Raw genomic sequence first — 12,777 nt, 5'->3', positions numbered from 1 at the left:
GCCTTGCGGCCGGGGTTACTTGAAGTCGCTCAGGTACGGGTTGAAGCGGAACGGGTCGGTCATCTCGGGCACCATCGAGGCGTCCCGCGTCGCGAAGAACGTGTTCTCCGCGACCCAGGGCACGAACCAGGCCTGGTCCACGACGTATTCGTTGATCTCCCGGTAGACCTCGTCGCCGCGCTTGCCGCGCGCGACCTGAGCCTCTTCGAGGAGCTTCTGCAGCTTCGGGTCCTTGGTCCGCATGACGTTCCAGATGGAGCCGGGCTCGAGCGCCTCGACGATGCTGAACAGCGACGACGCCGACGTGCTCATCCGTGCGTACATGACGGGGAACCGGCCGCCGAGGATGTCGGAGATCGCGGTCGGCCCCGTGAGCGGGACCTCCTTGACGCGGATGTTCAGCAGCCCGAGCTGCTGGATCACCAGGGGGTTGTAGACGGCGCTGCCGTCGGCCTCGCTCGGCACCTCGATCGTGAAGCCGTCCGCGTGACCCGCTTCCTTCATGAGTCGGCGCGCCCGCGCGATGTCGTACGGGTAGGCCTTGTCGAGTTTCGCCTCGAACGCGGTGGAGCCCGGGTTGAAGATCTGGGTGGTGGGCGCGGCCTCGCCGCCGAACATGTGGTCGGCGATGGCCTTCCGGTCGAAGACCATGTTCATCGCGCGGCGCACCCGTACGTCGCCGAGTGCGGGGATCTTCTTGCCGGCCCGGTCGTTGATGTACATGCCGGTCCAAGTGCCGGGATTCGACAGGACGTGGAGGCCGGTGTTGCGTGCCTCGGCCGCCTGGTCCTGGTCGATGACGGCGCCGTCGATCTCACCGGACATGAGCGCGTTGAGCCGAGCGGTGGAGTCCGACATGGTGACGAACTCGACGGTGTCATACGCGTAGGCGTCGGCGTTCCAGTAGTCGTCGCGCTTGACGAACCGGTAGACGGACCCCGAGGTCGATCCGCCCGGGTCGAGCTTGTACGGCCCTGAGCTGACGGGAACCGAGGCGACGGAGCCGCTGGATATCTGCTTCGGCTCCGCGATGGCGCCGGGCGCCAGGCACATGAACGTGGGCAACTGGCCGGTGGGGCGCGGTGCCTTGAGTACGACGGTGTGGGCGTCCGGCGTCTTGACGGTGACCTCGGCGACGCGGCCGGCGTCGGAACCGCCGCCCTTCTTCATGTGCTCGATGGTCGCCTTCGCGGCGGCGGCGTTCACCGGTGTGCCGTCCGAGAAGGTCATCCCCTTGCGGAGCTTCATGGTGAGGGTCTTCGCGTCCTTGCTGAGCTTGTAGCTCTGGGCCGCGTTGGGGACAACGTTGCCATCGGCGTCGCAGCGCAGCAGCGTGTCGAAGGTCGCCTGCCATCGCCATCGCTGGTCGCCGCCGCTCTGCTGCAGGGCGGGGTCGAACGACTGCGGCTCTCCCGACACACCAAGGGTCAGTGTCCGTTGGCCCTTGACCGCGGAGCCTCCCGCAGGGTGCCCGGTCGCGCACCCGGACAGCGCGGTACACGCGACAACCGCCGCGACGGCCAACCTGGAACCTGCTCCACGAAGCGTTCCGAACCACTTCGTCTTCATCGCCGCTCCCTTCTCGCCTTTGAGAAACCGATCTCGCCTTTGAGAAACCGACCTGAGGTGAGGGAGCCTCGCCCTCTGGATGGAACGTTCGGACCGACACCTCAGCGGGCGGGCAGCGGATTCCCCACCGGCACCCAGTCCCCGGCCACGTGGTGCGTGCCCGGCCCGACGCTGCGGGCCGGCTCGTCCAGCGGCAGGTCGAGGTGGGCCGTGACTCCGGGCGGCACGTCGAGCTCCAGCTCGAACCGCTCGCCTGCCAGCCGCCACGCGACACCGACCGGGCCGTACGGGCTGTCGAGCCGGGCCGACGCACTGTCCAACTGGCCGGTCACCAAAGGCCGCACCGTGACCTCGCGGTAGCCGGGCGCGGCCGGGGCGAGTCCCGCCACGCTCCGGTGCAGCCAGTCGGCGACCGCCCCGTACGCGTAGTGGTTGAACGACGTCATCTCGCCGGGGTTGACCGACCCGTCCGGCAGCATCGAGTCCCAGCGCTCCCAGATCGTCGTGGCGCCCATGCCGACCGGGTACAGCCACGACGGGTTGGTACGGGTCAGGAGCATCGCGTGCGCCAGCTCGGGGTGCCCGGCCTCGCACAGGGCGTCCAGGATCACCGGCGTGCCCAGGAATCCGGTACTGACGTGAAAGTCGGCCTCACGGACCAGCGTCGCCAGCCGGTCCCCCGCACCACGCCGCTGCGCGTCCGTGTCGAGCAGGCCCCAGACCAGCACCAGCGCGTACACCGTCTGGCAGTCGCTGCGCACCGTGCCGTCCGGTCCGACGTACTCCTTGCGGAAGGCCTGCGCGACGTCGGCCGACAGCTGTGCGTACCGCCGGGCGTCGGCGTCGCGCCCGAGGATCTCGGCGGTGCGGGCCATGAGATGGGCGCTGCGGGCCAGGTACGCGGTGGCGACGACGGCGGGGTCCGCCTTCGCGGCCGCCGCGTCGTGCGGTGGCGCGTCCGGGTCCAGCCAGTCGCCGAACTGGAATCCCGTGTCCCACAGAAGGGACTCGCCCGCCAGGGCGTGGGCCTTGTCGACCCATGCCTTCATGGAGTCGTACTGCCTCTCGAGGACGCCGACGTCGCCGTAGCGTTCGTACAGCGTCCACGGCACGTGGACCGCCGCGTCCGCCCAGCCGGCCGGCGGCGAGTGCGGCGCGTCACCGGGCCGGGGGCCGCCGATGTGCTCGCGCACGACGTCCGGCACCACGAACGGGACGCCGCCGTCGGGTCGTTGCTCCGCCGCGAGGTCCCGCAGCCACGAGCCGAGGAACCCGCCCACGTCGAAGAGGAAGCCGGCGGTGGGGGCGAACACCTGGATGTCGCCGGTCCAGCCGAGCCGCTCGTCGCGCTGCGGGCAGTCGGTCGGTACGTCGACGAAGTTGCCGCGCATGCCCCGGATCACGTTCTCGTGCAGTCGGTTCACGTCCGGCTCGGAGCACTCGAACCATCCGGTACGGCGCAGGTCGGAGCTGACCACCACGGCCTCGGCGTCCTCGGGGCGCACCTCGGCGCCGGTGACCTCCGCGTATCGGAAGCCGTGGAACGTGTACCGCGGTTCGAGCACCTGCTGACCGCCGGCGAGGACGTAGGTGTCGGTCGCCTTGGCCTCGCGCAGCGGGCGTACGCCGAGCTCTCCGCCTTCGAGTACTTCCGCGTGCCGCACGGTGACGGTGCCGCCGCGCTCCCCCGTGACACGCAGACGTACCCAGCCGACCACGTTCTCTCCGAAGTCGATGATCTGCGCTCCGGTCGGCGAGGTGAGCAGTTCGCACGCCGGCACCGTCGCGACTTCGCGCACCGGCGGGCCCATCGGCGCGACGAGCCGGCCGAGGTCGACGTCGAGGACATCGACCGGGCCGGTCGCCACGGCTTCGGGCGCGAGCGGCACCCGCAGGTCGGTGCTCTGGCCGTCGTAGAGGTCGTCGGCGAGCACCCCGGTCTCCCCGGCGCACCAGGTGCCGTCGGTGAGGACGGTCTGCCGGCGGCCGTCCGCGTAGGTGATCTCGAGTTGGGCCAGGAGCCCGAGACGGTCACCGTAGGAGTCGCGTTGCAGCGTCCACGTGAGCTGTCCGCGGTACCAGCCGTTGCCGAGGCCGACCGCGATCCGGTTCCCGCCCGGGGCCCGCAGGTGCTCGGTGACGTCGAAGGTCTGGTAGCGCAGGCGGGTGTCGTACGCCGTCCAGCCCGGGTCGAGTTGGTGGTCGCCCACCCGGCGGTCGCCGATCCACGCGTCGTAGACGCCGTGTGCCGTGATGTACAGCCGCGCGTCGGCGACCGCCCCGTCCAGCTCGAGGTCGCGGGCGAGCACGACCGTGCCACCGTCGAGACCGCCGATGTCCCGTGGGCCGATGAACCGCGCCTCGATGTCCTCGGGTGTCAGCAGCCCGGCCTCGATCACGAGGGGGTCGCTCCACGCCGACCATGTGCCGTCCGCCTCGGCCCGGACCTGGACCTCGACGCGCTCCCTCGATCGCAACTCCCGGAACGGCCAGGCGACAAGCACCTGTTCGGGCCCGGCTCCACCCGCCACCTCGGTGCCGCCGTCGGCGGTCCGGAGCCGCACTTCGTACGCGCTCTGTTCCGCGTCCCCACCGCTACGGGTCCAGGAGAGCCGCGGGCGGGCCGTGCCGATCCCGAGGTCGGGTGCGCCGTACTCGGCCACCAGTCGTTCGATGCGCATCGTCATGCCTCCTCGCGGGACCAGCCCGCGGTCGGGAAAGTGTGGTGTCTTTCAGGGCAACGGAGATGTGTCCGGGGAACGGTCGTCACACCTGCCGGAACGGCACACCCATGAGGTGGGCGGCGGCCTCGTACTCGGCGGCGCGATGGCCGGTGGACAGCGCCCAGTGATGCCCGATGCCGGTGTCGCTCCAGGCGTCCACCCACTCGCCGGGGTCCCGTCCGAAGTCCACACGGCTGGTGGTATTGCCGATCGCCAGGAGGGGTCCGGGGACGGTCTTCCCTTCGGACGCGACGAACACCAGCGTTCCGTCCCGGTCCTGGCCGATACCGAAAGCGGTCACGGGACCGTGTTCGACGTCGAACTCGACGCTGACGCCCCAGCCTCGTTTGCCGTGGTAGACGCCGAGTCCTCGGAGCATGGGCTCCTGCGCGCTGACGGCCAGGTGTGCCGGTCCGTCGTGCCCCATCTCGACGACGCCGTCTGTGAAATTGAGAGCCTGGATCTCCGTGAACGACCCTCCGGCGCCGAGACTGTCGCTCACCAACTGCGCGGCGGATGTGCGCAGTTCGTACTCGCCGGCCGCCGGGATGCCGCGCGCGGTCAGCAGTGAGGCCCCCAGGATCATTCCTGCGCCGAGCCGTTCGTGCTGCTCGCCGTCGAGCCCACGGTGGTAGTAGGCGAGAGTGGTCACCCCGAAGTCCTCGACCAGCCGGTCGAGGCCGACAGAGACCCGGGCGGCCCACTCGAAGTCCTCGTCGGCCACGGAGTCGTCCACGGAGAAGATCTCCCTGGCCAGGTTCATCCGCTCCTTGGCCTGTCCGTCGCCGACGTCGGCGACCCGGACCCGGAGATCGTCGAATTCCAGGACTTCGACGTGGGAGCCGAACTGGGCCGACAGCAGCGTCATGTCCGTGGAGACATCGAGCATCCCGGGGTAGAGATGCCCCATCAAACCGTGCCGCGCGTGCCGGAGCGCCGCCCTGACCTTCGACGCGGCGACCCAACGCTCAATGCGCCGCCAGGCGTTGGGATCGCGCAACCACCCTGATACCGAGCGGAACGGTATGCCCGCGCGACGGAAGACATTCCCGACCTCGGGCACCGGACACTGCCCGCAATACGCCAGCCAACTGCCCGTATCGAAGGACGCGTGATCCATCTTCTCCGTCGGTTGCAGATCGATCACCAGCACCGGAGTACCCGAACGCTGCGCGATCGGAAGCACCATGGACGACGTCAGGTACGTGGCGAGGAACACGACGATGAGATCGCAGTCGGCCATGCGCAGCTTCTCGGCGGCGACTTCGGACTCGCGGGCGTCCGACACGAAGCCGACATCGGTGACTTCGGCGTCCAGGGCCTGGAACCGCTCGGTCACGTATCGGGCGGATTCCTTCAACTGGGGCAGCAGCTGCGGGAATTGCGGCCAGTAGGCCCCCAGCCCGCCTGCCACCAGACCGATACGCGTCTTCCTGCGCGACACCGGGGGCAGAAGCCGTCGCAACGCGCCCATCTCGTTCGCGGTCTCCACGTCCGGCTTGTCGGCGATCTGGTTCGAGGTCATGAAGGTTGGATCCCTCTTTCTTCGAAGTCAGGAGATACCAGGGCGAAGAGGCTGCACAGCTGCACGGATGAAGGTGCGTCGCGCGAGGAAAGCGGTGCCTGCCGGGATGTGAACCGCACAGCCCGGTCGAGGGCTCGGTGCGAACGACCGTAGGACGCTTGGAACGTTCAAACAAGACGCGTGCAGCAACTTCTTCGGCGAGGTGATCGGCCATGAACAAACGTCACTATTCACCACGATCCACCAAAGGTTGAGGCGGACATGGAGGTTGACGGCGGGTGCGAGATGCCGCGTCTAAAACGTTTTTAGAAGGCTTGCACCCGGCCCGGACGGGCATGCCCTGCGATGTCGGAGCACCTTCGTGTGCCGGGCCCGGTGGTCCTGTGCGCTTCGGATGCGGCCATGTAAAGTTTTTTCGTTAAGGTCGGGAGCCGAAATCATCGTGCCCGTGCGGCACAGGCGCTGCCCCATCTGGTGAGACCCGGGCGATCGGAGGACAAGGGGCGTGATGTCCAGCAAGCCGCCCGCTCGTATCCAGGATGTCGCGGAGGCAGCCGGAGTCTCCACGTCCACGGTTTCCAACGTCCTCAACCGTCCCGAGCGCGTCAGCGCCGACACCGCCGCCCGGGTACGCACCGTGGTCGCCGCCCTCGACTATGTGCCGCACCCGGGGGCGGCCAGCCTGCGCAGCGGTCGTGCCTCGTCGGTGGGGCTGGTCCTGCCCGATATCGCGAACTCCTTCTATGCGCGCATCGCAAGGGGGGCCACCGACGCGGCATACAGGCACGGTCTCTCCCTTGTCCTGTGCGACAGCGGCGACCACCCCGACCGCGAGCGCAGCTACTTCACCATGCTTGCCGAGCAACGCGCGGTCGGCGTCGTCGTCGCGCCGCTCGGCGCCGACCCGGACCGGCTCACCAGGCTGCGTCAGCGCGGCATTCCCCTGGTGCTGACCGACCGGACGATGCCGGCACAGGACGGCTGCTCGGTCGCCGTCGACGACGTCAGCGGTGGCTGCCTGGCGGTGGACCACCTGCTCAACGACGGAGCGCGTCACATCCTCGTCGTCAACGGCAGCCGGACGATCCGGCAGTGCGCCGACCGCTACCAGGGAGCCCGTAAGGCGATCCGCAGCTCTCCGGACGCCCGACTCGAGCAGGTCGTCGCCGAGACGATGACGATCGAGGCGGGAGCCGCCATCGCCCGAGGCCTGAACTCCGTACCGGATGCGGTGTTCTGCACGAACGACTTCCTCGCGGTGGGCGTGTGCCAGGGACTGTCCGCGCGCGGCCTGAGCATCCCGGACGACATCCGCGTGATCGGCTACGGCGACCTCGACGTCGCGACGTTGGCGGCCGTGCCGCTGACCACCATCCACCAGCCGGTCGAAGACCTGGGCCGCGCAGCCATAGATCTCCTCATCGACGAGATCGAAGCGAGCGACGAGCATGTGCACGAGACCCGGGTTTTCCCGCCCCGGCTCGTGGTGCGTGGCTCTACCTGCGGATGACCGGACCGCCTCTTCTCCGAAGTTCCTGTGGTGTTCGGTAACCAGGGTTCCCGCACAGCGGTGATGCTGCGGCAGCAGCCCCGGTCGCCTGGCTGAACGCCGAGCTGATGAAGAACGTCGCTGAGATCGGGCAGCTGCGGCTCATTCGTGCAGCCTCCAAGCCGTGAAGACCGCAGGGCTGTCGTCAGACGCCGATGCGCAGGATCACCTTGCCGGTGAGTCCGGGCCGGTCGAGCAGTTGCCCAGCGCGTTCCGCCTCGCTGAGGTCGAGGACCGAGTCGACGAGAGGACGCACGTCGTGGGTGCGCAGCAGACCGGGCAGGGCTTCGCGCACTCGGGCGGTGAGGGCGTGCAGTTCGTCGGCCTCGCGGCCGCGGAAGGTGGTGCCGATCAGCTGTATCCGGCGGGCAGCGAGCGTTTCGAGGTCAAGACGGACATGTGCCCCGGCGAGCCGCCCGATCTGCACGATCCTGGCGCGAGGAGCGGCGGCGCCGAGGAGACCTGCAAGGACAGGGCCGCCCAGGTGGTCGAGGCAGACGTCAAAGGCGTCGGGGCCCAGCGCCGTCGCGATGTCCTCGCAAGCCGTGTCGATGACCCGGGTGGCGCCCAACTCGCGCAGCAGGCCCGCCTTGGCCCGGGAGCGGGTGGTAGCGATGACCGTGCCGGCGCCGAGGGCCCGGGCGAGCTGCACACCGATGTGACCGACGCCGCCGGCGCCACCGGTGATCAGGACACGGTCGCCGGGCCGGAACCGGGCCGCCCCGGTCAGGGCGTCGTACTCGGTGAGCAGTGCGCTGGGCAGGCCGGCGGCGGCAACGAGGTCCTGGAGGTCGGGCACGGGCAGCAGGAGCCGGTGGTCCACGGCGACCAACTCGGCGCAGGCGCCGCCCGTCTGCGCCATGACGCAGTCACCGGGCACGATGCCGGTGACCCGGTCACCGACCGTCCGCACGCGACCGGCCATCTCGAAAACGACACGGTCCGGCCCCACGTTCCAGTCGGCACTGGACGGGACATAAGCACCCTCGCGCATCAGCAGGTCGGCACGGTTCAGCCCTGCGGTGGCGACCTCCACCAGCACCTGGTCCGGGGCGACGGCGGGCGGCGCGATCTCGGTCACGGTCCACGCGGGTGGTGTGCCGGTGGTCAGGAGTGCACGCATGAGGCGATTGTCGCCGACCAGCCACTGTCAGGGGCACGGATGTGGGCGGCGATGGCTGCCGGCTGTTCGGACGGAGCGTCATGACCGGCCTGCACATGGACCAGACGGCTTCCTCGGACTCCGTCGGCAGTGATGTCCCGTACCTCCTGAGCCACCACCGTGTGGTCATTGGGCGTGCCGCGGCTGCGATGCGGGGCTCAGCATCCGGTGCGGCAGGTAGGCGAGGAGACCTCCGAGGATGCCGCCGAGCGTGTTGAACAGTACGTCGTCGATGTCGACGGTGCGGCCGGCGTTCATCGCGTACTGCGCCGCCTCGATGAGAAGGCTCAGGGCCAGACAGGTCAAGGCCGCACGGCCCAGGCGTGGTTGACGGCTCGCGAGGACGAGGAGGAGGCCGAGGGGGACGAACATCAATGCGTTCGCCAACTGCAGCCGCACGATCATGCCACGTTCCGTGTCACTCATTCCGAGCGTGCTCATGTGGTCGCCCCACAGCCCCTCGCCCGGCAGCCAGATGACGTAGCGCTGCCCGCCACTGCCCAGCGACTGGTCGGGGATCAGGGTCGCCGCCAGCACCACCAGGAGACAGAGCACCAGGAGAGCACGGGAGAGCACCGGGACGACATCCCGGGCACGGGCTTGCAGCGCCACCGCCGCCCAGGGCAGGACGGCGCACAGTAGCAGGAACCCCGCGACGGTCAGCGGGGTCAGGTGGAGGACGATCTCCCACACGGCGGAGGTTCCTTGGGTCGATGCCGGGAGCTCAGGGGCAGCGCCACTTGGTGACGTACATCTTGTGGCGGTACTCCATCACACCGCGAATGCAGTTACCCGCTGGGAGTGAGTCGGGGCCGTCGCTGCCTGCGTCTCTACAGGCCGTCGCCCGGTCGCTCAGAGGAGGGCGCCGCCGGAGACCTCGATCCGCTGGGCGGTGACCCAGCGCAGGCCCTCGGAGGCCAGCGTGGCGATGGCGTCGCCGATCTCCTCAGGTTCGCCGACGCGGCCGAGCGCGGTCTGTCCGGCCAGAACCTGTCGCATCTCGGCGTCGTCCCGCATCGCTCCACCGTATGGCCAGCAGAAGGAACGGGTACTGCAGACCGAAGGAGTGGTCGCGAGCTCGCAGGTGGGTCACGATGTCGGCGCCGAAGAAGAGAACGAGGCCGGCCGCCGCGGCCACCGGGCACCTGTGGCCGGGACCAACACCTGACGAACAACAGTCGACCGCTCGGCACCGGATGTGCCGAGCACGTCGCCTGCCCGATCAGAAGACGGCGATCGGATTGACGACGAGTCCGGTGGTGCCGGTGATGCGCGGCGGTGCCAGGACCAGCGCGAAACTCCAGCGGTTCGACGCCTCGCAGCGCTGGGCGAGAGCCTCGAGATCGGCGGCGTCGACCGGTGGAAGGCCGAGTCGTGCGAGCGCGATCTGGTGCATGGGCATGGGGAACTGCGCGGGGCGGGCGTCGCTGATGTCCCCGATGTCGCGAGTACGAGAACCGCGTCAGCGCGCTCACGCCGATCGGACCGTGACCGTTCTCGGCGCCAACGGCTGTACCGATGTTCCCCGAGGCCGGAGCCGGCGCGGAAGCAAGCCGCGCAGCTCATCGGCGAGCTTCAGTCCAACTGACCGCAGCCTGCCAGTAGATGGAGGTGGCGGACGAACAGCAAGATGTCAGGCTGCGCCCAGTCACCCGCGGCGAACGCTCCGGGGACGAACACCTCCACGGTGTCCGTGGGGACGCGCCCCTCGACCGCCCCTCGACCGCTCATCGATCGCTCATCGCCCGGCCTCAAATGACCATCCCCCGGCGGGCGTTGTACGGACGGCCGCCGACGTTACGCCTGCGCATCGACGGTGACATTCTTCGAACATGCACACCGATCGGACGGCTGGGTCGTCGGGCGGTCATGCGGCTGTGGGAGGCTCGGCCTTGGCCGGGTGCGGATCCGGCACGATTCCGAGCAAGGTTCGACAGTGACTGGAGCCACCCCTGTGAGCAGCGTTCACCCCCCACTCCGCTTGATCGTGACAGGCGGCGGAACCGGCGGGCATACGTACCCGGCCCTGACTGCTGTGCGCACCCTTCAGGCTCGCCTGGCTGCCGCGGGCCGCGGCCTGGAAGTCCTCTGGGTGGGCAAGGAGGACAGCCTGGAGGCACGTGTGGCGGCCGGTGAGGGCATCGCGTTCACGTCGGTCGCCGTGGGCAAGATCCGCCGCTCGAAGAACCCGATCAAATTGGCATCGCCGGCGAACGTCGCCGATATGAGCCGGGTTCCGCTCGGCGTGCTGCAGGCCCGCAAGGCGATCAACGCCTTCCGGCCGGACGTGGTGCTGGCGACCGGCGGATACGTGGCCGTGCCCGTGGGTATCGCGGCGACCCGGTTGTGCCGCGTCCCGCTGGTCGTCCACGAGCAGACGGTCCGTCTCGGCCTGGCGAACAAGACGTTGGCCGGCGCCGCAAGCAGGGTTGCCGTGTCCTCGGAGTCCACGCTGCCGCTGCTGCCGGAAGCCGTCCGCAACCGGGCCGTGGTGACCGGCAACCCGGTACGCCCCGAAGTCCTGTCCGGGCAGCCGGACAAGGCCATCGACGTACTGAACCTGACCGGCTTCGACCGCCGCCTGCCCACCGTCTACGTCACCGGCGGGGCGCAGGGCTCACAGCAGATCAACGAGCTGGTGAAGTCCGTGCTCCCCTGGCTGTTGGAGCGGGCCAACGTCATCCACCAGTGCGGCCCCGATCATGTCGAGGGCCTGCGCGAAGCGGCCACCGGACTGCCCGCGCAGCTGGCCGCACGCCACCACCTGACCGCTTACGTAGGCTCCGAGCTGCCAGATGTACTCGCCCTGGCCGACGTCGTCCTCTCCCGCAGCGGAGCCGGAACGATCGCGGAGCTCACCGCACTCGGCAAGGCCGCCGTCCTCGTGCCACTCGCCACCTCGGCCGGGAACGAACAGGCCCACAACGCCCGGCACTTGGAGGACGCTGGTGCTGCGGTCGCGCTGGTGGGCGACGTGACTCCGCAGCGGTTGCAGGAGGCGGTGACCCCGCTGCTGGCCGATGAGACGCAGCGCAGCGAGATGGCCGCACGCGCTCGCGCGCACGGCCGCCCCGATGCCGCCGAGCGGCTCGTCGATGTCGTGCTGTCGGTGGTGGACGGCCAGCACAGGTAAAGGCGGGCCACCGCACGGTCGGGACCGCACTGCCGGTCTTCCAACTCGCTACCGGGAGCTCCCTGGTCGCCTGCACTTTCACCCACACCTACTACAACGCAGGCGTCGGCCCCGATGGCACCGTCCGCTACGACAAGGGGGCGCCGGTCGACACCCTGCTCGGCGGAGGCCGCGAACACTGGTACTCGGTCGAGGAGAAGGGGGCGCTCCACGGCCAGGGAGTACTCTTCGGCCAGGCGCCAGCGGGACTCCCAGTCGATCGGGCCGTGGTCGTGGCCACGTTCGCGAAGCCGGCGCAGGGATTCCTCGCGCGGGGTATCGACGTAGACCACCAGGTCGTACAACTGGGCGAGTTCAGGTCGGGCGGTGTACACACCCTCAACGACGACGATGCCGGAGTGAGAGACGGCGTGGACCTCGTCCAGCGCCAGGGCCCCGGTCCCCCAGTCGTAGCGCCGGTAGCCGGCATCGCGACCGCCGGCGAGCGGCGACAGCACCTCTTCGCGCAGCCGCTGCCAGTCGAAGTAGCGGTGGTAGCCCTGCACAGGATCCAGCCGAGCACGCTCCTCCGCGTCCATCGCGCGGTAGAAATCGTCTCCGTGCACGACCACGGCGCCACGCAACTCGACAAGGGCCGCCGCCAGGGTTGATTTACCGGACCCTCCCATGCCGTCGAGCGCGGCCAAGGCAAACCCCTCGCGGCTTCGGGCATCGATCGCAGCGGCAACCTGCTCCGCGCCAGTCGAGATCGTTGTCATGACGGCATTCTGTGCGACGCAGCCGCTCCGAGAAAGGCAGGACAGGCCCCCGGCCTATACGTCGGCGAGTGTGACTTAGCACTTCAGTTGGCCACACCGCCCGACCCGCGATAGCGCTAGTTGTCCTGCCGCACTGAGCCTGTCGGATTCCCACTGCTTCTCGTTCGTGCTGTCGGATTCTCGTTCCATAGCGCGCCGAGTAAAGGCGTATACCCCGTAGGTGGGGTTTGGTCCCATCTTCCTCGTCCGGTTCTCGCTGTATCTGTACGGCCGTTTTCGGCAGGTACGCAAAGCCGGGGGGGCGCGACGGATCCGGGTCTGGTCGATGTCGAATGGGCTGACGATGGGGGCCGCGGGC

At 69.2% G+C, this 12,777-nt stretch carries 10 protein-coding genes and 2 pseudogenes; 3 read left to right on the top strand and 9 right to left on the bottom strand.

Annotated features, from left to right (window positions below):
• Positions 1 to 15: 15 nt before the first annotated feature.
• The 3 genes from OHA73_RS38445 to OHA73_RS38435 all read right to left on the bottom strand — a co-directional run bounded on the left by OHA73_RS38445 (position 16) and on the right by OHA73_RS38435 (position 5,766).
• On the bottom strand, positions 16 to 1,419 hold the full coding sequence (locus OHA73_RS38445; RefSeq protein WP_327657439.1) for an ABC transporter substrate-binding protein: 1,404 nt from the start codon (positions 1,417 to 1,419) through the stop codon (positions 16 to 18).
• A gap of 251 nt (positions 1,420 to 1,670) precedes the next feature.
• On the bottom strand, positions 1,671 to 4,250 hold the full coding sequence (locus OHA73_RS38440; RefSeq protein WP_327657438.1) for a family 78 glycoside hydrolase catalytic domain: 2,580 nt from the start codon (positions 4,248 to 4,250) through the stop codon (positions 1,671 to 1,673).
• 85 nt (positions 4,251 to 4,335) lie between these two features.
• Positions 4,336 to 5,766 (bottom strand): L-fucose/L-arabinose isomerase family protein, encoded by a 1,431-nt coding sequence (locus OHA73_RS38435; RefSeq protein ID WP_327658605.1) that lies wholly within the window; start codon positions 5,764 to 5,766, stop codon positions 4,336 to 4,338.
• 559 nt (positions 5,767 to 6,325) lie between these two features.
• Between OHA73_RS38435 and OHA73_RS38430 the strand changes: the two genes are divergently transcribed.
• Complete coding sequence (locus tag OHA73_RS38430) at positions 6,326 to 7,327, top strand: LacI family DNA-binding transcriptional regulator (RefSeq protein ID WP_327657437.1); 1,002 nt, start codon at positions 6,326 to 6,328, stop codon at positions 7,325 to 7,327.
• A gap of 80 nt (positions 7,328 to 7,407) precedes the next feature.
• A pseudogene (locus OHA73_RS38425) lies at positions 7,408 to 7,494 on the top strand (DinB family protein); the annotation flags it as partial.
• A gap of 17 nt (positions 7,495 to 7,511) precedes the next feature.
• Here the strand turns inward: OHA73_RS38425 and OHA73_RS38420 are convergent.
• The 5 genes from OHA73_RS38420 to OHA73_RS38400 all read right to left on the bottom strand — a co-directional run bounded on the left by OHA73_RS38420 (position 7,512) and on the right by OHA73_RS38400 (position 10,259).
• Positions 7,512 to 8,489, bottom strand: coding sequence for a zinc-binding dehydrogenase (locus OHA73_RS38420; protein ID WP_327657436.1), 978 nt, complete (start codon positions 8,487 to 8,489; stop codon positions 7,512 to 7,514).
• 165 nt (positions 8,490 to 8,654) lie between these two features.
• Complete coding sequence (locus tag OHA73_RS38415; RefSeq protein ID WP_327657435.1) at positions 8,655 to 9,221, bottom strand: VanZ family protein; 567 nt, start codon at positions 9,219 to 9,221, stop codon at positions 8,655 to 8,657.
• Positions 9,222 to 9,380: 159 nt separating this feature from the next.
• A complete protein-coding gene (locus OHA73_RS38410) occupies positions 9,381 to 9,545 on the bottom strand; it encodes an SDR family oxidoreductase (RefSeq protein WP_443063174.1) in 165 nt (54 codons plus the stop codon).
• Positions 9,546 to 9,750: 205 nt separating this feature from the next.
• Positions 9,751 to 9,930, bottom strand: a complete 180-nt coding sequence (locus tag OHA73_RS38405; protein WP_327657434.1) for a hypothetical protein — start codon at positions 9,928 to 9,930, stop codon at positions 9,751 to 9,753.
• Between the two features lie 173 nt (positions 9,931 to 10,103).
• Positions 10,104 to 10,259: a hypothetical protein gene (locus OHA73_RS38400; RefSeq protein ID WP_327657433.1), complete on the bottom strand. Its 156-nt coding sequence runs from the start codon at positions 10,257 to 10,259 to the stop codon at positions 10,104 to 10,106.
• Between the two features lie 256 nt (positions 10,260 to 10,515).
• On the opposite strand from OHA73_RS38400, the gene OHA73_RS38395 reads away from it, so the two are divergent.
• Positions 10,516 to 11,661, top strand: coding sequence for a UDP-N-acetylglucosamine--N-acetylmuramyl-(pentapeptide) pyrophosphoryl-undecaprenol N-acetylglucosamine transferase (locus tag OHA73_RS38395; protein ID WP_443063238.1), 1,146 nt, complete (start codon positions 10,516 to 10,518; stop codon positions 11,659 to 11,661).
• Positions 11,662 to 11,990: 329 nt separating this feature from the next.
• Here OHA73_RS38395 and OHA73_RS45865 read toward each other — a convergent pair.
• A pseudogene (locus OHA73_RS45865) lies at positions 11,991 to 12,329 on the bottom strand (uridine kinase family protein); the annotation flags it as partial.
• Positions 12,330 to 12,777: the final 448 nt, after the last annotated feature.

This window comes from Streptomyces sp. NBC_00483 (genome assembly GCF_036013745.1).
Lineage (GTDB): Bacteria > Actinomycetota > Actinomycetes > Streptomycetales > Streptomycetaceae > Streptomyces.
The sequence above is the reverse complement of the archived record's forward strand: the minus strand, read 5'-3'. Positions and strand labels throughout refer to the sequence as shown.